23 protein-coding genes are annotated in these 21,122 nt (G+C 57.9%); 8 read left to right on the top strand and 15 right to left on the bottom strand.

Annotation, left to right across the window (positions count from 1 at the left end):
• The first annotated feature begins 30 nt into the window (after window positions 1–30).
• Window positions 31–552 (top strand): superoxide dismutase [Cu-Zn] SodC, encoded by a 522-nt coding sequence (sodC, locus tag GQR96_RS13440; protein ID WP_017901092.1) that lies wholly within the window; start codon window positions 31–33, stop codon window positions 550–552.
• Here the strand turns inward: sodC and GQR96_RS13435 are convergent.
• From GQR96_RS13435 to GQR96_RS13425, 3 genes are read right to left on the bottom strand one after another with little or no spacing between them, the layout of a single operon-like run.
• A complete protein-coding gene (locus GQR96_RS13435; RefSeq protein ID WP_004202870.1) occupies window positions 545–2,569 on the bottom strand; it encodes an FUSC family protein in 2,025 nt (674 codons plus the stop codon). The two genes, sodC and GQR96_RS13435, sit on opposite strands and share 8 nt — an antisense overlap.
• The gene (locus tag GQR96_RS13430) at window positions 2,569–3,465 is read right to left on the bottom strand and encodes an efflux RND transporter periplasmic adaptor subunit (RefSeq protein ID WP_023318434.1); all 897 of its coding nucleotides are present in this window, start codon (window positions 3,463–3,465) and stop codon (window positions 2,569–2,571) included. The genes GQR96_RS13435 and GQR96_RS13430 overlap by 1 nt, the downstream gene beginning before the upstream one ends.
• A gap of 10 nt (window positions 3,466–3,475) precedes the next feature.
• Window positions 3,476–3,712 (bottom strand): DUF1656 domain-containing protein, encoded by a 237-nt coding sequence (locus tag GQR96_RS13425; protein WP_004202868.1) that lies wholly within the window; start codon window positions 3,710–3,712, stop codon window positions 3,476–3,478.
• Between the two features lie 172 nt (window positions 3,713–3,884).
• Between GQR96_RS13425 and slyA the strand changes: the two genes are divergently transcribed.
• Window positions 3,885–4,325, top strand: a complete 441-nt coding sequence (slyA, locus tag GQR96_RS13420) for a transcriptional regulator SlyA (RefSeq protein WP_017901090.1) — start codon at window positions 3,885–3,887, stop codon at window positions 4,323–4,325.
• Window positions 4,326–4,359: 34 nt separating this feature from the next.
• Here slyA and GQR96_RS13415 read toward each other — a convergent pair whose 3' ends face one another.
• Together GQR96_RS13415 and slyB are read right to left on the bottom strand one after the other, a co-directional pair.
• Complete coding sequence (locus tag GQR96_RS13415) at window positions 4,360–5,721, bottom strand: sensor domain-containing diguanylate cyclase (protein ID WP_023318433.1); 1,362 nt, start codon at window positions 5,719–5,721, stop codon at window positions 4,360–4,362.
• A 224-nt stretch (window positions 5,722–5,945) separates the two neighbouring features.
• Window positions 5,946–6,413 (bottom strand): outer membrane lipoprotein SlyB, encoded by a 468-nt coding sequence (gene slyB / locus GQR96_RS13410; RefSeq protein WP_002907749.1) that lies wholly within the window; start codon window positions 6,411–6,413, stop codon window positions 5,946–5,948.
• A 268-nt stretch (window positions 6,414–6,681) separates the two neighbouring features.
• Between slyB and anmK the strand changes: the two genes are divergently transcribed.
• The 6 genes from anmK (at window position 6,682) to pdxY (ending at window position 11,257) form a co-directional block, all read left to right on the top strand.
• Window positions 6,682–7,806, top strand: coding sequence for an anhydro-N-acetylmuramic acid kinase (anmK, locus tag GQR96_RS13405; protein WP_065904397.1), 1,125 nt, complete (start codon window positions 6,682–6,684; stop codon window positions 7,804–7,806).
• 92 nt (window positions 7,807–7,898) lie between these two features.
• A complete protein-coding gene (gene mliC, locus GQR96_RS13400; protein ID WP_004202862.1) occupies window positions 7,899–8,222 on the top strand; it encodes a C-type lysozyme inhibitor in 324 nt (107 codons plus the stop codon).
• 57 nt (window positions 8,223–8,279) lie between these two features.
• Window positions 8,280–8,936: a pyridoxamine 5'-phosphate oxidase gene (gene pdxH, locus GQR96_RS13395; protein WP_004202860.1), complete on the top strand. Its 657-nt coding sequence runs from the start codon at window positions 8,280–8,282 to the stop codon at window positions 8,934–8,936.
• On the top strand, window positions 8,937–9,074 hold the full coding sequence (locus GQR96_RS13390) for a hypothetical protein (RefSeq protein ID WP_017901085.1): 138 nt from the start codon (window positions 8,937–8,939) through the stop codon (window positions 9,072–9,074).
• A complete protein-coding gene (gene tyrS, locus GQR96_RS13385) occupies window positions 9,061–10,335 on the top strand; it encodes a tyrosine--tRNA ligase (RefSeq protein ID WP_004175868.1) in 1,275 nt (424 codons plus the stop codon). Before GQR96_RS13390 ends, tyrS begins: the two co-directional genes overlap by 14 nt.
• Before the next feature lie 61 nt (window positions 10,336–10,396).
• The gene (pdxY, locus tag GQR96_RS13380; protein WP_065904396.1) at window positions 10,397–11,257 is read left to right on the top strand and encodes a pyridoxal kinase PdxY; all 861 of its coding nucleotides are present in this window, start codon (window positions 10,397–10,399) and stop codon (window positions 11,255–11,257) included.
• Between the two features lie 42 nt (window positions 11,258–11,299).
• Here the strand turns inward: pdxY and gstA are convergent, their stop codons facing one another.
• The 10 genes from gstA to GQR96_RS13330 form a co-directional block, all read right to left on the bottom strand.
• The gene (gstA, locus tag GQR96_RS13375; RefSeq protein WP_069734147.1) at window positions 11,300–11,905 is read right to left on the bottom strand and encodes a glutathione transferase GstA; all 606 of its coding nucleotides are present in this window, start codon (window positions 11,903–11,905) and stop codon (window positions 11,300–11,302) included.
• Between the two features lie 110 nt (window positions 11,906–12,015).
• Window positions 12,016–13,521, bottom strand: a complete 1,506-nt coding sequence (gene dtpA, locus GQR96_RS13370; protein WP_004202855.1) for a dipeptide/tripeptide permease DtpA — start codon at window positions 13,519–13,521, stop codon at window positions 12,016–12,018.
• Window positions 13,522–14,123: 602 nt separating this feature from the next.
• Entirely contained in the window at window positions 14,124–14,759 is a 636-nt protein-coding gene (gene nth / locus GQR96_RS13365) for an endonuclease III (protein WP_023289926.1), read from the bottom strand.
• A gap of 1 nt (window position 14,760) precedes the next feature.
• Window positions 14,761–15,459, bottom strand: coding sequence for an electron transport complex subunit E (locus tag GQR96_RS13360; protein WP_017900824.1), 699 nt, complete (start codon window positions 15,457–15,459; stop codon window positions 14,761–14,763).
• Window positions 15,460–15,461: 2 nt separating this feature from the next.
• A complete protein-coding gene (gene rsxG / locus GQR96_RS13355; RefSeq protein ID WP_004202852.1) occupies window positions 15,462–16,082 on the bottom strand; it encodes an electron transport complex subunit RsxG in 621 nt (206 codons plus the stop codon).
• A 10-nt stretch (window positions 16,083–16,092) separates the two neighbouring features.
• Window positions 16,093–17,145 (bottom strand): electron transport complex subunit RsxD, encoded by a 1,053-nt coding sequence (gene rsxD, locus GQR96_RS13350; RefSeq protein WP_017900822.1) that lies wholly within the window; start codon window positions 17,143–17,145, stop codon window positions 16,093–16,095.
• Entirely contained in the window at window positions 17,146–19,407 is a 2,262-nt protein-coding gene (rsxC, locus tag GQR96_RS13345) for an electron transport complex subunit RsxC (RefSeq protein ID WP_065904394.1), read from the bottom strand.
• Window positions 19,400–19,978 carry an electron transport complex subunit RsxB gene (gene rsxB, locus GQR96_RS13340; RefSeq protein ID WP_004202846.1) on the bottom strand — a complete coding sequence of 193 codons (579 nt, stop codon included), beginning with the start codon at window positions 19,976–19,978 and terminating at the stop codon, window positions 19,400–19,402. Before rsxB ends, rsxC begins: the two co-directional genes overlap by 8 nt.
• Window positions 19,978–20,559: an electron transport complex subunit RsxA gene (gene rsxA / locus GQR96_RS13335; protein ID WP_002907658.1), complete on the bottom strand. Its 582-nt coding sequence runs from the start codon at window positions 20,557–20,559 to the stop codon at window positions 19,978–19,980. The genes rsxB and rsxA overlap by 1 nt, the downstream gene beginning before the upstream one ends.
• A 78-nt stretch (window positions 20,560–20,637) precedes the next feature.
• On the bottom strand, window positions 20,638–21,078 hold the full coding sequence (locus GQR96_RS13330; RefSeq protein ID WP_004202845.1) for a DUF2569 domain-containing protein: 441 nt from the start codon (window positions 21,076–21,078) through the stop codon (window positions 20,638–20,640).
• Window positions 21,079–21,122 lie beyond the last annotated feature (44 nt).

Raw genomic sequence — 21,122 nt, 5'->3', positions numbered from 1 at the left:
TTAACAGAGAGACAGCCATCCGGAGGTGTTATGCAACGATGTATTCTCGCTATCCTTTCCCTCGCATTTTGCGCTGGCGCGCAGGCCGTCAGTGAAGATGTGCCACTTAATCTCGTGACCAGCCAGGGCGTTGGTCAATCCATCGGCAGTGTAAAAATCACCGAAACCGACCGCGGACTCGAATTTGCTCCTAATCTGCGGGCGTTACCGCCGGGCAAGCACGGCTTTCATATTCATGCTGAAGGCAGCTGCCAGCCGGCGATGAAAGAGGGCAAAGCCGTAGCCGCCGGAGCGGCGGGCGGACATTACGATCCGCAACATACCGGTAAACATGAAGGGCCGTTGGGCACCGGGCATCTTGGCGATCTACCGCTGCTGGTGGTCAACGACGCGGGTGTGGCTGACCAGCCGATTATCGCTCCGCGTCTGAAAACGCTGGCGGAAGTGAAAGGCAAAGCGCTGATGGTTCATGTCGGCGGCGATAATATGGCCGACAGTCCGCAGCCGCTGGGCGGCGGCGGCGAACGGTTTGCCTGCGGGGTGATTAAGTAATCTTTTCGCCAATCGTTCCGGCGACCGGAGCCTGTTCCAGCTGCGACAGCGCGCAATACAGCCGCCAGATCGCGGCGGCCAGCTCCCGGGCCGCCGGCTGATGATGGTGGTTCAGAACTTCGCAGATCCGCAGCAGCTCCTGCAGCGTGGAGGCCAGCGGCCGCTGCTGCACGCCACGCTCGCTCATCACATCGCGCAGCAGGTTGATACACAGGTCGCGCACCTGGGCGAGAGGATCGGAGCGCGTTTCCCACTCGCGAAGCTGCCAGACCACGTGGGAGCAGTTCAGCAATACCACCCCCCAGCGCAGCAGCCAGCGGCGAGCCAGCGCATCCTGGCTCTGACTGAGCTGGCTGACATGGTGATATACCAGCGATTCAAATTCGTGCTCGCTGTGCTGGGGGTGGCGGCTGAGCTGATCGACAAAGTGACGCCGTAACGCTCTGATATGGCGTCGACCTTTACGGGCGTCCGAGCCGGGACTGAGCACCGCAAAGGCCAGCCATGCAAAGCCCACGCCGACAATCTTACTTAAATTGTCATTAAAAAAGGCCGCATAGTCGTAAACCGGTGGGTTGGTGACGGAGATAAACGAGCCCATAAAGACGATAAGCTGCCCCCACAGGCCGGCAAATTTTGGCCACTGCAGCTTGAGTAACTGCATGGTGGTCAGCAACGGGAACAGAAACAGCAAGAACTGCCACAGGTCGGTTATCTGCACCATCAGGCCAAATTTCACCACAAAACTGAACAGCGACAGCAGCACCAGGGTCTGCATCAGCAGCGTCAACGAACGAAACGGCGAGGCGGAAACCGAATAGAGCACGCAGCAAATGGAGGCCAGGGTCAGGGCCGCCGCGCAGCTGGTCCACTGGGTACTGATCCCCCACGCGCCAATCGCCACCAGCGCGCAAAAGGTACGGATGCCGTTGAGCAATGCCTCTGCCTGGTCGGTGTGGCGGGCCAGCGCGGGCGCGGAAGGGACATTGAACTCGGCGATCGCCGAGGCATTTTCAACCCGGCGGATCCAGCGGCTGCTTTCCAGATAAATGCGGCAGAAATAGCGTAACCGAGCCCAAAAGGCGAGGTGGCGGTAATCCGCGTCCGGCGGCGGCGCCAGCGGCGCCAGAATGCGGGCGACGTGATAGCTGTCAGCACTGGAGGTGGCGAGCTCCGCGAGCAACGATTCCAGCACCTGGCGGGTATTGGCCGGGGCGTCAGGCCAGTTCAGCAGCATACGCCGCAGACTGGAAATGACGCTGGTCATGCGGAGCTGCTGGTGCAGCAGGTAGTTCAGCAGGGGATTTTGCCGACGGAAGCGGTAGTGGCTCCAGAAGGCCTGGATGCGCAGCAGGTTCATGGTCAGGATCTGGCCAATTACGCTTTCATGGGCGGTGCGGATGGCATCCGTCGTTTCCGGGACCCACAGCAGACTGGCGTGCTCCAGCAGGCGGGCGTGCATGGTTTTCAGGGCCGTCAGCAGATTGCTGCCATCGGAGGTGCTGGGCAGGATCATCATCATCAACCCGCCGCACAAGATCCCAACGATGACTTCGCACACGCGCGACTGGGCAATCACCCATAGCTCGTAGCTGTCGCTGATATTAATCACCGGAAAGGCGATGATGGCGCAGGTATAGCCCGCCAGCTGAAAGGCGTAGGCCACGTTATTGGTGAACAAGGCGCAGGCCCAGGTGCACAGCGCCAGCCAGCCGGAGATACTGAACAGGAACAGCCAGGGATCGTTGAGCGTATGGCCCGCCAGCAGCAGGGCGGCGCAGGCGCCGAGAAGGCTGCCGGCAATGCGGCCAAAACTTTTACTGATCACCCCGCCGACGGTGGGAAAGCTGACCACCGCCGCGGAGGTCATCGCCCAGTAGGGCTCATCCAGATCCAGTGCGTAGGCGATGCTTAACGCGAGACACATGGCGATGCCGTTGCGTAGCGCGTATCGCCACTGCGGTCGGGTGGCTTTAACCCAGGGCAGCGTGCGCCATGACAGGGTCTGCAGATTCATCACTGTCCGCCGATCGAGACGGTGCAGGTGGTACCGGAGACCAGAGTGACATCGGCCGGCAACGTATCAAAGGCAATCCGCACCGGCACGCGCTGGGCGAGGCGGACCCAGGGGATATTCGGTTTGATATTGGCCACCAGCCCGGTTCCCTGTTCCACGCTCTGGTCGACAATCGCGCGACCGATGCTGGCGACATGCCCCTGCAGCGTCTGCTGATTGCTGTAGAGAATGATTTGCGCCGGATCGCCGATGCGAATATGGCGCAGTTTGGTCTCTTCAAAGTAGCCCAGCACGTAGAACGAATGGCTGTCCACCAGGGCAAAGACCGGATGGCCGGTGGTGGCGTAATCGCCGACCCGGGTGGAGAGGTTAGTCACCCAGCCGTCTACCGGCGCTTTGACGACCGTCTGGCTGAGCTGCCACTGCGCATGTTTCAGCGCCGCCTCGCTGACACCGACTCCCGCTCTGGCGGCCGCCAGGGTAGTGGTGGCGGTATTCAGGGCGGTATTGGCGTTTTCAAGGTCTTCAGCTGAGATGGCATTTTGCGACAGGTTTCTGCGACGGCGGGCTTCGCTGGCGGCTTTGCTTTGCTCCGCCTGCGCTTTCGCCACCTCAGCTTGCGCTTTCGCCAGCTGCGCCTGGGCGTTCAGCACCGCGATGCGGTAGGGGGTGTCGTCGATGGTAAACAATACCTCACCGGCCTTGACCTGCTGGTTATCGGCCACGTTCAGCTGCAATATACTGCCGGAAACCTGAGGGGTGATCCCGACCTGCTCGGCGCGCACTTTACCGTCGCGGGTCCAGGGGGACTGAGTGTAGAAATTCCATAACAACCACGCGGCAACCAGAGCGATGGCCGCCACCAACAGTGTTGAAAGATATTTTAATTTTTTCATAGCAGGAAGATCACCAGGCAATCAGTAACACCAGGGCCAGACAGACCGAGAGCGCGAACAGGGAGAGATCCATCAGCAGTGGATGCCAGATGTCGCCCGCATACATCCAGTCACGCAGCTGGCGATGTAAAAACAGCCAGATAAAGAAGCCCAGCAGGACGGCTTTGAACAACGGAGGGAAATAGACAGATGCGCCGAACACAAGGTCCTGCAGCGGCAATCCGGATGAATTAAGACTCAGTTTCACAAGCAAAAATCCTTTGCCATAACAGGGATAACCTCAGGACGTGCTACTCTTTAACAGTGTAAATCATTGTTTTGGTTTTTGTTGAATCAAGTAATTCATTTGTTTTGATTATTCAAATGCTGCACACTATTCTAAAATCAGTATAATAACTTAGCAAGCTAATTATAAGGAGATGAAATTGGAATCGCCACTTGGTTCTGATCTGGCACGTTTAGTTCGCGTCTGGCGCGCGCTAATCGACCATCGCCTGAAACCTCTGGAGTTAACGCAGACCCACTGGGTTACGCTGCATAACATCCACCAGCTGCCGCCTGAGCAGTCGCAGATCCAGCTGGCGAAAGCCATCGGTATTGAACAACCGTCCCTGGTGCGCACGCTCGATCAGCTGGAGGAGAAAGGGCTTATTTCTCGCCAGACCTGCGCAAGCGATCGGCGAGCCAAACGCATCAAGCTGACGGAAAAAGCCGAACCGCTGATCAACGAGATGGAAGAGGTGATAGGCAAAACCCGCGATGAAATCCTCGCAGGGGTCTCGAAGCAGGAAGTGGAAACGTTGCTTCACTTAATTCGTAAACTTGAACAAAATATCCTCGATCTCCAGGCAAAAGATTAATCGTTTTGCGGCCCGGTTTATCCCGGGCCTTTTTTTACCTGCCCTGGCGTCGCCAGATTACCACCCGGTTACGTCCGCTGTTTTTTGCTTCATACATGGCTTCGTCCGCGCGCTGGACGCACTCTTCGGCTGTCACACTGCCGTCATGGGTCGTATACACGCCCATGCTGATGGTCATCCGCTCTGGCAGAGGGGTTTGCTCGGCGCTGACCGCCAGGCGGATGCGCTCGGCGATCGCCTGCGCCTCGTCCTCTGCGGTGTTGACCAGCAGCAGGGCAAACTCCTCACCGCCAATGCGGGCGGCCGCGTCATCCTTACGCGAATGGCTGTCCAGCACCGAGGCGGCAAACTGGATCACCTTGTCGCCGGCGATGTGGCCATAGTTATCGTTGATGCGTTTAAAATGGTCGAGGTCGCAGATGATCACCGACAGCGGATGCTGGGCCTTCACCTTTGCCAGCTGCTGGTTGAGGGTATCGTAGAAGAAGCTGCGGTTGTAAAGCCGGGTCAGCGGGTCGCGGATCGAATTCTGGTATGAGTTGACATACTTGTGGTTAGACTCGCGATAGAGGATAAAGACGTCTACCAGCAGCACCAGGATCAGGAACAGGGTGCACAGCGTTTCAAAAAAACGCGCCTGATACCAGGCCTGATCGAGCTCCCCAACGGCAGAGAGCAGCTGGAAAATGGTGAACAAATATGCGCTGCAAAAAAAAGCGCCGCTGTACCAGAAAATATTGCGCAGTTTGCTAAACCAAATTATTAAAATCAGCGCGATAAACCAGACTGCCATCAGCAGCCAGCCAATAATACTCCGCCACAGCGGCGTAAAAGTATGGCTCAGATCGTCAATAAACCTAATGCTCAACCATGGCGAGTGGCTGGAGTAGATCCATGACAAAAAAATTATCATTAACGTAAAAACAATACATGCCGCGAAAGTCATTACATGGGCTTTAAAGGAGTGCATGATCCGTCGGCGAAAGTAATACAAAATAATTGACGACGTGAATAAGACGGCCATCATTATATTGCGAAAGAAATAATATATCACAGCGTCATTTTGTTTCACCACCGGCGCGGGATTACAGCTGAGCCAGTCCGGATAGCTACTGAGGGTGCCCAGCATCAGTAACGCCGAACAGGCAAAACCGAAAGCGACAGGCGTCAGATACAGGCGACGCTTGCTGCTCCAGTATTTCATGCCCATAAAACAGGCAATAGTGATATGAAAAACCATCAGAAAACTGGTCAGCAGGGGAAATAGTATTGATGAGGTGCTGTTGAATCTGGTCTCAAAAGAGCTGGTTAATCCGGTAATGCCGACTCCGGCCAGCAAACAAATAAAAAAATAAATGATAAGACGTCTAACAACATGATTCACATGTTTGGTCATAGGCAATATTCCAGAATAATAAACAACAGCAACGAGGTTGGGTTGGCTTAATAATATTAACGGTTATAAGAGTAGTGGGGGCTGTGGGCAAAGATATTGCGCAGGCGCAATGATTGATGAAATATTAAAATTAATATGTGTTATCGCTAATACAAAACTTTTACGGCGAGATAAATGTGGGTGATAAGTACGATGCGGCGCAACTGGCCGCATCGTGACAGGTGTTAGCGAGGAGAGACGGTGACCTGGCTGCCGCTGCCGGCAATGGCTACGCGCTGTCCAACAGAGAACGGGGTGCTGCCCTGTTTCTGTACCACCATGATGGTGTTGCCATCATCTTTACGAATTTCCAGTTCCACGCCCTGGGTTTTATTCATGGCGCCCTGTACGCCCTGACCGGCTACGCCGCCCGCGACCGCGCCAGCAGCAGTGGCCAGAGAACGTCCGGTGCCGCCGCCGATGGTATTCCCGAGGAAGCCGCCCAGAACCGCGCCGCCAATCGCCCCGATGGCATTGCTGTCGTCGCCGCTCTGGATCTGTACGGCGCGGGTATGCACGATGGTACCGTATGTCACGCTCTGCACCTGTTTGGCTTCAGATGCGGAATAAACGTCGCCGGACAGGCCGCTGCTGCTCACACAGCCCGCGAGCGTAAAACCAATCATCGATACAGCCAAAACACGTAAAATCATTTATGAATCTCCTGTTCACCGAAGGTGTTCAATTGAACGTCCATGCGGTTAATTATATGGCATTTAGTCGTCGGCGGGCATAGCTTCCCCCCGGGATATACAAAAAATAATAATTAATGGTGCTTCAACCTAAACTAAACGCCGGTTCTTTACGATGTTCTCCGAAATGTCTCTCTATTGTTAAAAAGTATTATTACAACATAGCATTAGCGGACACTTTATGATGGAGTGAGACGCATACGAGGGTCATGGAATGAAGGAAAAACGTATGAGATCGGGTCGCTTTATTGGCGTTATGTCGGGTACCAGCCTTGATGGTATCGATGTCGTTTTAGCCGCTATCAACGAAAACATGGTGGCGCAGCAGGCCAGTCTCACCTGGCCCATCCCACACGCGATAAAAGAAGAGATCCTGGCGATTTGTCAGGGCCAGTCGCTGACCCTCTCGCAGCTGGGGCGTTTGGATACCCGCCTCGGAAGGCTGTTTGCCGAGGCCGTGCTGGCGCTGATGCGTCAGGAAAATCTCAAACCCGCGGACGTCATCGCCATCGGCTGTCATGGGCAGACTGTATGGCACGAGCCGCAGGGCGATGCCCCGCACACGCTGCAAATTGGCGATAACAACCAGATCGCCGCCCATACCGGCGTCACTGTGGTGGGGGATTTCCGTCGGCGTGATATGGCGCTTGGCGGGCAGGGGGCGCCGCTGGTGCCGGCTTTTCATCATGCGCTGCTGGCGCACCCCGTTGAGCGGCGGATGGTGCTGAATATTGGCGGGATCGCTAATGTGTCGCTTCTGGTGCCGGGCCAGCCGGTGCGCGGCTATGATACCGGGCCGGGCAATATGTTGCTGGACGCCTGGATCTGGCGTAAGCAAGGTAAACCTTACGATAAAGACGCCCACTGGGCCAGTGAAGGCAAAGTGCTCCTGCCGCTGCTGCAGGATATGCTGAGCGATCCGTGGTTTGCCTTGCCGGCGCCGAAAAGCACCGGTCGGGAATATTTCAATTACGGCTGGCTGGAGCAGCATCTGGCTCGTTACCCGGGGCTGCGCGGACAGGATGTGCAGGCAACCCTCGCGGAATTAACCGCCGTGACCATCAGTGAGCAGGTATTGTTAAGCGGCGGCTGCGAGCGTTTGTTAGTGTGCGGCGGCGGCGCGCGTAACCCATTGTTAATGGCGCGCCTGGCGGCCCTGCTGCCGGGAACCGAAGTCTCCACCACCGATGAAGCGGGGATCAGCGGCGATGATATGGAAGCGCTGGCCTTTGCCTGGCTGGCCTGGCGCACCATCGCTGGCCTGCCGGGGAATCTGCCCTCTGTGACTGGCGCCAGCGAAGCCACGGTGCTGGGCGCCATTTTCCCTGCTAACCCGCCGCAGAATCGGAGTTAACTGAAATCTTAATTACGACGCGACCGGTAAACTGGACAAGTTAAGCGGAGGGCGGAGTGCCCTCCGTGACCGGGAAAGTCGAAGGCAAACGAATGAAAAAAATTCTTATCGCAGTTGTACCTTTTATGCTGGCGGGCTGTAGCTACTACAACCAGTTTGTCGAGCGGATGCAGACGGACACGCTGGAGTATCAATGCGACCAGAAACCGTTGACGGTCCATCGCAATAACTCACGCCAGCAGGTGAGTTTTATCTATGACAACCAGCAGCTGAATCTGTCAGAGGGGCTGTCGGCTTCCGGAGCGCGCTACACCGACGGCGTCTATGTCTTCTGGTCGAAAGGCGATACCGCCACCGTCTATAAGCGCGACCGCATCGTTCTCGATAACTGCCAGCTGCAGACCGCCAAACGTTGAGATTTCTGTCCGGGGGGCGCACAATAACGCCACCTTATGACTATATCCTCGATGGCCATGTCTGATAACGACGAACTCCAGCAAATCGCGCACTTGCGCCGTGAATACACCCGTGGCGGTTTGCGTCGCCACGATCTTCCAGCTGAACCTCTGCCGCTGTTTGAGCGCTGGCTGCGTCAGGCCTGCGACGCGAAACTCGCCGACCCGACGGCCATGGTGGTTGCCACCGTTGATGAAAGCGGCCAACCTTATCAGCGTATTGTGCTGCTAAAGCATTACGACGAAAAAGGGCTGGTGTTTTATACCAACCTTGGCAGCCGCAAAGCCCATCAGATTGAAAATAACCCGCAGGTCAGTCTGCTGTTTCCGTGGCATATGCTGGAGCGCCAGGTGATGGTGATCGGCAAAGCGGAACGCCTGTCCACGCTGGAGGTGGTCAAATATTTCCACAGTCGCCCGCGCGACAGCCAGATCGGCGCCTGGGTCTCGAAGCAGTCGAGTCGGATCTCTGCTCGGGGTATCCTGGAGAGCAAATTCCTCGAGCTGAAGCAGAAATTCCAGCAGGGTGAAGTACCGCTGCCGAGTTTCTGGGGCGGATTCCGCGTCAGCATTGAGCAGATGGAGTTCTGGCAGGGGGGCGAACATCGCCTGCACGATCGCTTTTTATACCAGCGCGATAACGGCGCCTGGAAAATAGACCGCCTGGCACCGTAATTGCCGAAATTAGTTATCGAAGCGCTGGCGCTGAAAGGGCCGGCGCTTTATTCTATGTACTTTTCGCATCTGGCGAAAAGTCGTGTACCGGCAGAGGTGCAGTCGTTTATACATGGAGAATTTGATGGCAAGCAGTAACTTGATTAAACAATTGCAAGAGCGGGGGCTGGTAGCCCAGGTGACGGACGAGGAAGCGTTAGCAGAGCGACTGGCGCAAGGCCCGATCGCGCTCTATTGCGGCTTCGATCCTACCGCTGACAGCTTGCATTTGGGGCATCTTGTTCCATTGTTATGCCTGAAACGCTTCCAGCAGGCAGGTCATAAACCTGTGGCGCTGGTGGGCGGCGCTACCGGTCTGATTGGCGACCCAAGCTTTAAAGCCGCTGAGCGTAAGCTGAATACCGAGGATACCGTGCAGGAGTGGGTGGATAAAATCCGCAAACAGGTAGCCCCGTTCCTTGATTTTGACTGCGGCGACAACTCGGCGATCGCGGCGAACAACTATGACTGGTTTGGCAGCATGAACGTGCTGACCTTCCTCCGCGATATCGGTAAACACTTCTCTGTTAACCAGATGATCAATAAAGAAGCGGTGAAGCAGCGCCTGAATCGTGACGATCAGGGCATCTCCTTTACCGAGTTCTCCTACAATCTGCTGCAGGGTTACGACTTCGCCTGTCTGAACAAACTGCATGGCGTGGCGCTGCAGATTGGCGGCTCCGACCAGTGGGGCAACATTACCTCCGGTATCGATCTGACCCGTCGTCTGCACCAGAACCAGGTGTTTGGCCTCACCGTGCCGCTGATTACCAAAGCGGACGGCACCAAGTTCGGTAAAACCGAGGGCGGCGCCGTGTGGCTGGATCCGAAAAAGACCAGTCCGTATAAATTCTATCAGTTCTGGATCAACACCGCGGATGCTGACGTCTATCGCTTCCTCAAGTTCTTCACCTTCATGGACATTGCAGAGATCAATGCCCTGGAAGAAGAAGATAAAAACAGCGGTAAAGCGCCGCGCGCCCAGTACGTGCTGGCAGAGCAGGTGACGCGTCTGGTGCATGGCGAAGAGGGTCTGGAAGCGGCGAAACGCATTACCGAGAGCCTGTTCAACGGCAACCTGAGCGACCTCAGCGAAGCTGACTTCGAACAGCTGGCTCAGGACGGCGTGCCGATGATCGAGATGGAAAAAGGCGCCGATCTGCTGCAGGCGCTGGTGGATTCCGAGCTGCAGCCGTCCCGCGGCCAGGCGCGTAAAACCGTCGCCTCTAACGCGGTGACCATCAACGGTGAAAAACAGGCCGATCCGGAATATGTTTTTGCTGACAGCGATCGCCTGTTTGGTCGCTACACCTTGCTGCGCCGCGGTAAGAAGAATTACTGCCTGGTCTGCTGGAAATAAAAAAATACTACCAGGGCGTGGGAAACCACGCCCTTTTTCTTTTTAGGGTTGTGGTAAGAAAATGAAGAACATCCTCGCCATTCAGTCTCACGTGGTGTTTGGCCACGCCGGCAACAGTGCCGCCGAGTTCCCGATGCGCCGCCTGGGTGCCAATGTCTGGCCCCTCAATACCGTACAGTTCTCTAACCATACGCAGTACGGCAAATGGACCGGCTGTGTGATGCCGCCTTCGCACCTGACGGAGATCGTCCAGGGCATCGCCGACATTGACAAGCTGCAGACCTGCGATGCGGTACTGAGCGGCTATCTCGGATCTGCTGAACAGGGCGAGCATATCCTGGGCATCGTGCGTCAGGTAAAAGCGGCCAATCCGGAGGCGAAGTATTTTTGTGACCCGGTGATGGGCCATCCGGAAAAGGGCTGCATCGTCGCCCCTGGCGTGGCGGAATTCCACGTGCGCTATGCGCTGCCGGCCAGCGATATCATTGCGCCTAATCTGGTGGAGCTGGAGATCCTCTGCGGTCATCCGGTCGCCAGCGTGAGCGAGGCGGTGGCCGCCGCGCGGGAGCTGATTGCCCAGGGGCCGGAGGTGGTGCTGGTTAAGCATCTTTCCCGCGCCGGCATGAGCATGGACCGCTTTGAGATGTTGCTGGTGACCGCAGAGGAAGCCTGGCATATCAGCCGGCCGCTGGTGGATTTTGGCCTGCGTCAGCCGGTGGGCGTTGGCGATGTGACCAGCGGTCTGCTGCTGGTGAAACTGCTGCAGGGCGCCAGCCTGCGCGACGCGCTTGAGCACGTCACCGCCGCGGTGTACGAGATCATGTTGACCACCAAAAACATGCATGAGTATGAACTGCAGGTGGTGGCGGCGCAGGATCGTATTGCCGTGCCGGAGCACTGCTTCAGCGCTACCCGGCTGTAACTTTCTGACTCTGCCCGGCAGACCGCCGGGCAGAGTCTGGTCTTACTTTAAGCCTTCCGCCGCCAGTGCGTCAGCCACTGCCGGACGCGCCGCCACCTGCGCCATCCAGCTGCCGATATGACCGCAGGCGGCCATATCCAGTTTAATCGCATAGCCCCAGCGCAGCACCGTGAACAGATAACCATCGGCGATGGTGAAGCGATGGCCGGTCAGCCACTGTTTATCCGCCAGCGAGGCATCCACGTACTGCAGTTTTTTCTCGAGCAACGCGCGGGCAACGGGCTTATAGTCTTCCGGGGTGTCCGGGCGGAAGAGCTGCGTAAAGCCTTTATGCAGTTCGGTAGCCACGTAGTTCAGCCATTCCAGGGTCTGGTAACGGGCAACGGAGCCCACGGGCGCCAGCAGATGGCGGTCCGGCACCTGATCGGCGATGTATTGCATAATAGCCACGCCCTCGGTGAGCAGGATGTCATCATCCAGCAGCAGCGCCGGCACCTGACCTTTCGGGTTGATCAGCAGATAATCTTCCCCGTTTTCCAGCTGTTTCCTTGCCAGATCCACGCTCTGCAAAGTGAAATCCAGGCCGCTTTCGCGCAGGGCGATGTGTGAGGCGAGGGAACAGGCGCCGGGTTTGTAGAACAGTTTCATGCGTTACTCCTCGTGGCTGCAGTTTTCTGTATGTTAGTCCCGCCAGGGGTAAAAAAAAAGCCGCTAACCTAACGTTAGCGGCTTAAAAATAATTGGTTTTCCCTGCGGCGTCAGGCTGCCGCGGTTTCGCGTGCTTTTACGTCCGCGCTGTCGTCCTGAGTCATTCGGTTCAGCTTCGGCGCGGTCAGCAGCATCAGGGCGGCGATGACCGCGGTGACGATACCGATCTGCAGGAACACATGACCGTACACTTCCAGCGACACCAGCGGATCGGTGACGTTTTCCGGTACCGCCATCAGGTTGGCGATTTTCCCGGCGATGATTGCCGCACCGGCGGTGGTGAGGAACCAGCTGCCCATAATGAAGCCCATCAGACGCTGAGGAACCAGCTGAGCGACCATCGCCAGGCCGAGGCCGGAAATCATCAGCTCACCGATAGACTGCAGCGCATAGCTCAGGATCAGCCAGTTAACCGAGACGATACCAGCGTCGCTGGCGAACTTCGCCCCTAAAGGCAGGACGAGGAACGCGCCGGAGCACAGCACCATACCGATAGCGAACTTGTGCGGCATCGGCAGGCGGTCGCCCATCTTGTTATAGATGGCGGCCAGAATAGGGCTACCAATCATGATCCAGAACGGGTTCAGCGCCTGATACTGTTCCGGCTCGAAGGCGATGCCGAGGATCGAGTGCTCCACGTTGCGGATAGCGAAGAAGTTCAGAGAGGTCGGCATCTGGCTGTACAGTACGAAGAAGACGATCGCTTCTACCATCAGCAGGAAGGCGACGATCATTTTCCGACGCGCGGCGCCTTTCAGGCCCATCGCTTCTTTGGCGAAAATCACCACGATACCCAGCGCGATGACGCCCAGCGCCATGCGTGCGATACCCTGGTTGTGCAGCAGCCAGGTCGCGATAGCGACCAGCACCACCACGCCAGCGATGGTCGCCAGCAGTTTACCCATATGCACCGGGGCAAAGTCCGGTTTCGAACCGTACTGTTTCACCCATTTCTGGCAGAAGGCGAAGTTGATGATGGTGATCACCATCCCCACCACGCTCAGGGCGAAGGCGACGCTCCAGCCGAAACGCGCGGCCAGCCACGGAGTTGCCAGCATCGAGAAGAACGAACCGATGTTGATGGACATGTAGTACATGGTAAATGCACCGTCCAGACGCGGGTCGTTTTTGTCATAGCAGGTAGAGAGCAGGGAAGACGGGTTGGCTTTAAACAGGCCGTTACCGACGGCGATAGTCGCCATACCCATATAGACGATAGCGGCGTCATGGCCGGACCAGGCGACCAGCGCATAGCCGATGGCCAACACGATAGCGCCCAGCATAATGACGCGTTTAGTACCCAGCACTTTATCGCCCAGCCAGCCGCCAATGGCGACCAGGCCATAAACCAGCGCGCTAAAGGAGGAGAACAGAGTAATGGAATCCGCTTCCGACATACCCAGCTGTTTTACCAGGTAAACGGCCATGATCCCTTGCAGGCCGTAGTAACCAAAACGCTCCCACAACTCGATCGAGAAAATGAGATAGAACGCGCGTGGTTGTTTGAAAGCGTTCAGACTCACGCTTTCTGCTGGTTTATTGTTTGCAGTAGACACATATACCTCTTTTTTTACATCCCATATTTACTGGGGGGTGTTCGGGGCGCAATCTCGTTGGACCGCCGCCTTTATAGTTATTCTTGGAGGGAAAACGGCAGGTAATGTTCACTATCCTGGCGTATCAGGCAAGGCTTTTGTAATAATCTGTTACACATAATCAGGGTGGCATAATGCTCCGGACATATGAATGTTATCCAGAGTTAAATTTCACCGTTACGTTATCGTTGATATTTTTATCTTTTTGATTGCCCGCTTTTCGCCAAAATGGCGATATATTCTGCTGATCGCGCAGTGAGGTAGTGATATGGTCCATTATCCTAAAAATTCATGGGCTATTATCCTGGCAATCTTTGCTCAGCCGTTGTATTACCTGACTTTAATTTCCATTTTCATAACATTCGTTCAACATTGAGTTGCGAGCATGATCTGGATCACAAATATATAGAAATTTTGCGTTGATAAAAAATGAATGAGCTAGTTGTTTGTTATATAACCGGATAATTGCCCAGCAAAATGCGGTTTATGCGGTGTTAACGGCGGGTTAAATAGCTAAATACGGACCATAACCCAGAGTGAGGCTATGGTCGTGAGAAAGGCGCTCAGGCGTAGACTTTGTCTTTGAATTCGCAAAGGTCTTCAATCAGGCAGGAGCCGCAGCGCGGCTTGCGAGCGATGCAGGTGTAACGGCCGTGCAGAATAAGCCAGTGATGGCAGTCGACCTTAAACTCGGCGGGAACGACCTTCAGAAGCTTCTCTTCCACCTGTTCGACGTTTTTCCCGGGGGCGAATTGCGTCCGGTTGCAAACACGGAAGATATGGGTGTCCACGGCGATCGTCGGCCAGCCAAAGGCGGTATTCAGCACCACGTTGGCGGTTTTGCGGCCCACGCCGGGCAATGCCTCCAGCGCCGCTCTGTCCTCTGGTACCTCGCCGTTGTGCTGCTCCAGCAGGATCCGGCAGGTTTTGATGACGTTTTCCGCTTTGCTGTTAAACAGGCCGATGGTCTTAATATAGGATTTCACGCCCTCCACCCCCAGCGCCAGCATCGCCGCGGGCGTGTTGGCCACCGGGTAGAGTTTGGCTGTCGCTTTATTGACGCTCACGTCGGTTGCCTGCGCCGAGAGCAGGACGGCAATCAGCAGCTCAAACGGCGAGCTGAAGTGCAGCTCGGTGGTGGGGTGGGGATCATTGTCCCGCAGCCTGGTCAGGATCGCCAGGCGTTTGGCTTTGTTCATGTTACGCTTTCCCTGTCGCGTCAGACGGGGCGACAGCGTCGGCCCGGGCCGCCTGCGCCTTCCGCTGCTTGCTACGTTCATCGATAAGGTATTTTACCGCCAGCATCATGCCGAGGCCAATAAAGGCGCCTGGCGGCAGCATAGCCAGCAGGAAAGGGGTGTCCGTATGGAAAACCTCGATGCGCAGCACCTTTGCCCAGCTGCCAAGCAGGCTGTCGGCGCCGTCAAACAGCGTGCCATTGCCGAGGATTTCGCGCAGGGAGCCCAGCACGAACATCGCGCAGGTGGCCCCCATACCGATAGAGAAACCGTCCAGCGCCGACAGCGCCGGCCCTTTTTTGGCGGCAAAGGCTTCGGCACGGCCTACCACGATGCAGTTGGTGACGATAAGCGGGATAAATATCCCCAGAGACTGATACAGACCGAACGCATAAGCGTTGATCAGCATCTGCACCACGCTCACTACCGAGGCGATGATCATCACGTAGATCGGGATGCGGATCTCCGCCGGGGTCCAGCGGCGCAGGCTGGAGATGGTCAGGTTGGTCAGGGTCAGCACCAGGGTGGTCGCCAGACCCAGCCCAAGGGCGTTGGTGGCCGTCGAGGTGACTGCCAGCAGGGGACACATCCCTAACAGCTGAACCAGAGCGGAGTTGTTTTTCCACAGACCCTGGACGATGACGTCTTTAACTTCGCTCATGGTTACTCTCCACAGGCGCTGAATTCAGGAAGTTGCGCAGGCAGCGTTTGTGCATACAGGCCTGCGCGCTTAACGGCATTGACCACCGCCCGGGGGGTGATGGTGGCGCCGGTGAACTGGTCAAAATCGCCGCCGTCTTTTTTGACCGCCCAATGGCTGTCGCCCTGACCGTGGATGACTTTCCCGGCAAAATGGGTGATCCAGTCCGACAGGCGAAGCTCGATTTTATCCCCCAGACCCGGGGTCTCATGATGCTCGGTCACGCGGGTGCCGAGGACCGTGCCGCTAAAATCGGCGGCCACCAGCAGCTGGATCGCTCCGGAATAGCCGTCCGGCGCGGTGGCTTCCATGACCGCGCCAATCGGCTGGTCGTTATTTTTGGCGATCCACACTTTATGCTGGCCTTTGCCCAGCGCCGGGGCGCTGACCAGATAGCAGCTCTTGAGCAGATCGTTATTATAGCGGTCGGCAGGTAAAACCTGGTCGAATAACGCTTTTTGCTGCAGGGCCGCCTGCTGGTCGATGGTGCTTTTGGTCAGCTCATTGATTGCCGCCGTTAGCCCGGTGGAGCCGGCGGCAAAAAGCGCCAGCGTGACGCCGTGTTTTCGCATCGTTTTTAACATCATCGCTCTCTCAACGGTGGCCATACACGCGCGGGCGCGTGTAGTAATCGATCAGCGGCACGGTAATATTCGCCAGCAGAACGGCAAACGCCACGCCGTCCGGGTAACCGCCGAAGCTGCGAATAAGCCACACCAGCAGGCCGGCGAGGGCGCCGAAGATCAGACGTCCGCGGTTGGTTGTCGAGGCCGTCACCGGGTCGGTCAGAATAAAGAAGGCGCCAAGCATGGTGGCCCCGGAGAATAAATGCATCTGCGGCGAGGCCAGACTCTGCGGCGAGAAGATCCAGCCGAGGGTTGCGCACAGGCCAAGGCTGACGAGGAAGCTGACCGGGATATGCCAGCGGATCGCCTTCTGCCACAGCAGAAACAGACCGCCCGCCAGCCAGGCGATATTCACCCACTGCCAGCCCAGCCCCGCCAGAACGCCGCCGTAAACCGGCAACTGCAGTACCTGCTGGACGCTATGCCCGGCATGCAGGGAGGTTTTGAAGGTATCCAGCGGGGTGGCCTGACTGATGCCGTCGATACCCAGCCGCAGGGTGGCCATGTCGTTTCCGACGGCGGTATGACCGGTGAAGATCATCTGCAGCGTATCGCTGAACGTCGGGATATGGGCGGCAATCTCGTAAGAAGGCAGCCAGGAGGTCATCTGCACCGGGAACGAAATCAGCAGCACGACGTAGCCGATCATTGCGGGGTTGAAAGGATTATGGCCGAGTCCACCGTACAACTGCTTGGCGATCACTACGGCAAAGGCGGTGCCGAGCACCACCATCCACCAGGGGGCCAGCGGCGGAATACTCACCGCCAGCAGCAGGCCGGTGAGCAGGGCGGAGTTATCCCTCAGGGTGGCCGCAACAGGCTGTTTGCGCAGTTTGAGAATAGCGGCTTCCGTTGCCCAGGCCGTCAGGGCGGCGAGGACAATCTGCAGGACGGTGCCCCAGCCGAAAAACCACGTCTGGATCACAATACCAGGCACGGCGGCGAGCAGCACCAGCAGCATAATGCGCGAGGTCTGCCGCTGGTTATGGGTATAGGGGGAGCTTGCGATTCTGAAAACCATTTATTCCTCGTTAACTGCCTGCTGTGTTGCTTTGCGCGCCTGAACGCGAGCGATCGCCGCGGCGACGGCCGCTTTGCGTGGGTCGTCATTGGCTGCGGTTGACGCTATATCCGCCTGGGCAGCCTGCTGTTCGGCTTTGCGCGCTTTGGCGCGGGCGATAGCGGCCTCCACCGCAGCCTTGCGCGGGTCGACCGGATCGGCCGCCGGGGCTTCCGCCTGGGCAGCCTGCTGTTCGGCTTTGCGCGCTTTGGCGCGGGCGATAGCGGCCTCCACCGCGGCCTTCCGCGGGTCGACCGGCTCGGCTGGCGGGGCTTCCACCGGCGCGGCCTGCTGTTCAGCTTTGCGCGCTTTGGCGCGGGCGATAGCGGCTTCCACCGCCGCCTTGCGCGGGTCGACCGGCTCGGCTGGAGGGGGTTCCGCCGGCGCGGCCTGCTGTTCGGCTTTGCGCGCTTTGGCGCGGGCGACAGCGGCTTCCACCGACGCCTTGCGCGGGTCGACCGGCTCGGCTGGCGGGGTTTCCGCCGGCGCGGCCTGCTGTTCGGCTTTGCGCGCTTTGGCGCGGGCGATAGCGGCTTCCACCGCCGCCTTGCGGGGATCGGCTGCGTCGGTCGACGGAGTTTCCACCGGCGCGGACTGCTGCTGCGCTTTACGCGCCCGGGCTTCGGCCTTCCGCGCTTCGCGGGCGGCAATCGCCTCGCTGTTATCCGGTCTGGCGCCGGCCTGAATCACGATAGGCTGCGCTGCGTCGCGCTGTTTATCACGTACCCGGGCCAGGGCGGCGTTAATCGCATCCTGATCTTTGGCGGCTGGCTGGACGGCGGCTTTTTTATGCCGCTCGGCGCGGGCCGCTTTCTCACGCTCCAGGCGCGCCTGTCGCGCCTCGAATCGCGCCTTGGCTTCCGCAGCGCGCTGCTCTTCCAGACGAATCGCCGCGATCTCGGCTTTCTCCTGGCGGAAGTACTGCACCAGCGGAATATTGCTTGGGCATACCCACGCGCACGCGCCGCATTCGATGCAGTCCGCCAGATTGTGAGCGGTGGCTTTATCGTGCTGCTGGCCTTTACTGAACCAGTACAGCTGCTGCGGCAGCAGATCGGCCGGGCAGGCGTCGGCGCAGGCGCTACAGCGAATGCAGCCTTTTTCTTCCTGCGGCTCGCCCATTTCGCTGGCGGAGGGCGCTAACAGACAGTTGGTGATCTTCACTACCGGGACGTCGAGCCCCGGCAGAGTAAAGCCCATCAGCGGGCCGCCCATGATCACCATCGGCTCAGCGCTGGCGCAGAATCCGGCGTCGTTCAACAGATGGCGCACCGGCGTGCCAAGGCGCGCCCAGACATTGCCCGGCCGGGTTACCGCCTCGCCGGTGAGGGTGACCACGCGCTCGGTTAACGGTTCGCCGTCAATTACCGCGCGTTTCACCGCGTAGGCTGTACCGACGTTCTGCATTAGCACGCCAATGTCCGAAGAACGACCGCCGTGCGGCACCTGTTTCCCGGTGAGAATCTGGGTGAGCTGCTTGGCGCCACCGGAGGGGTATTTGGTGGGGATCACGCGCAGCGAAATGCCATGGGCGTCGCAGAGTACCGCCCGCAGCATGGAGATGGCCTGCGGCTTATTGTCTTCAATGCCGATCAGCACCTCGTCAGGCTGCAGAATGTGGGCGAGGATGCGGATCCCTTCGACAATCTGCGCCGCGCAGTCCTGCATCAGGCGGTCGTCCGCCGTGATATAGGGTTCGCACTCGGCGGCGTTAATGATCAGCGTTTTAATTTTATCGCCGCCGCCGCGCAGTTTACTGCCGGTGGGGAAGCCGGCGCCGCCGAGGCCGGCAACGCCAAACTGGTGGATGCGCTCAATCAGCGCTTCACGTGTGCGGGTCTGGTAGTCGCTCCAGCCGTCGCGTTCGATCCAGCGGTCTTCGCCGTCGGCGTCAATGATCACGCTCATCTCCGCCAGCGCGGATGGATGGGCGGTGGTGTGCGGGGCGATAGCGGCAACGGTGCCGGAGGTGGGGGCGTGAACCGGCAGCATTCTTCCCCAACCGCGGGTTAGCGGCTGGCCGCGCAGCACCCGGTCGCCTACTTTGACGCACAGTTCGCCTTCGGCGCCGATGTGCTGCTTCAGCGGGATCACAAAGCGCTGCGGCAGGGAAACCTGGCGCAGCGGGGTGCCGTTTGACTGGGTTTTCATCTCCGGCGGGTGAATACCGCCGTTAAAATCCCAGACTTTGTCTTTTCGGAAAGCGGAAAATAGCTTAAACATGTTGTTCCACAGGAATATTTCGCACCGGGATCGTGTGCAGATCCCATTTCCAGGTCTCCGGGGTGGTCGCCACCGGAACGAGTGAAATGCACTGGGTCGGGCAGGGGGCAACGCACAGGTTGCAGCCGGTGCATAGGTCGCTCATCACGGTATGCATGGCGCGGGTCGCCCCGACAATGGCATCCACGGGACACGCCTGAATACATTTGGTGCAGCCGATGCAGTTCGGCTCGTCAATCACGGCGAGCATGCGGGCCGGCTCGGCTGCCTGCTCGTCGCCATCGACAGGCTGCGGGTCGACGTTGAGCAAGGCGGCGATTTTTAACATCACCGCTTCGCCACCCGGCGCGCAGCGATTAATTTTCTCACCCTGCACGCCCACCGCTTCCGCATAGGGGCGGCAGCCAGGGTAGCCGCACTGCCCACATTGGCTCTGCGGTAACAGTTCATCAATTTTTTCCACCACCGGGTCGTCCTGCACCGCGAAACGGCGCGACGCATACCCCAGTATTAAGCCGAAAATCAGCCCTAACAGGCTGATGGCGATCACGGCTATCCAGACTGCGCTCATTACAACTTCACCAAACCACTAAAGCCCATAAAGGCCAGAGACATTAAACCGGCGGTAATCAGCGCGATGGCATTACCGCGGAACGGCGCGGGGACATCGGCCACCACCAGACGTTCGCGGATCGCCGCGAACAGCACCATCACCAGCGAGAAGCCGACGGCGGCGGCAAAGCCGTACAGCGCCGACTGCAGGAAATTGTGGCCCAGGTTGATGTTCAGCAGCGCCACCCCGAGCACCGCGCAGTTGGTGGTGATAAGGGGCAAAAAGATGCCCAGCAGGCGATAGAGCGCCGGGCTGGTTTTACGCACCACCATCTCAGTGAACTGGACCACCACGGCGATAACCAGAATAAAGGCCAGGGTACGTAAATAAACCAGATTTAGCGGGATAAGGATCCAGGTATCAATCAGCCAGGCGCAAATAGAGGCCAGGGTCATCACGAAGGTGGTGGCGAGCCCCATCCCCATTGCGGTTTCCAGCTTTTTGGAAACCCCCATAAACGGACACAGGCCAAGGAACTTCACCAAAACGAAGTTATTGACAAGGACAGTACCGATAAAGAGCAGTAAATAATCAGCCATCATGCGACCTGAAACGAAAAAAAGCCGCTTATTATCGAATAAAACGATACCGGCGACAACAGGTTAAGTGTGGGGTTATTACGGATTAACAAAGGTCCGTTTTACCCGCTGTGAACGGCGAAAATAGGGCGCCAGCAGCGCGGCGGCCAGCAGCGGAAACAGTAGCTGACGCAGTGCAAGGACATCCGAAACGGGGGAGAAGGCAAACGCCTTTATCGCCAGCAGCAGCGTAATGAGCAGCCAGATAATATAGTGTTTCGGCACCAGCGAGCGCCGCTTGAAAAAGGCGATGGTCAGCCAGAGCGTATAAAACCACATGGCGAGGGCAAACAGCAACGAGGCGACCCACAGCGCCATGTGTCCGGTGCTCATGGCGCGCAGCAGGGCCCAGGTTTGCGGCGACATGAGGGCATTGGCAAAAAACAGCAGCGATAACGAGGCGCTCAGCAGCGCCACCAGCAACCAGGCCAGCGGTGCCAGCAGCCATCCGCCGATGCGTTCCGCAGATTGAGACGTCATGGTTCTCCCCTATTTAACGCCAGTATATAAAAGCAGGCCGGGAA

It is taken from the genome of Klebsiella sp. PCX, assembly GCF_021869705.1.
Taxonomy (GTDB): domain Bacteria; phylum Pseudomonadota; class Gammaproteobacteria; order Enterobacterales; family Enterobacteriaceae; genus Klebsiella; species Klebsiella quasipneumoniae.
Note: the sequence above shows the minus strand (reverse complement) of the source record. Positions and strands in the feature narration are given on the sequence as shown.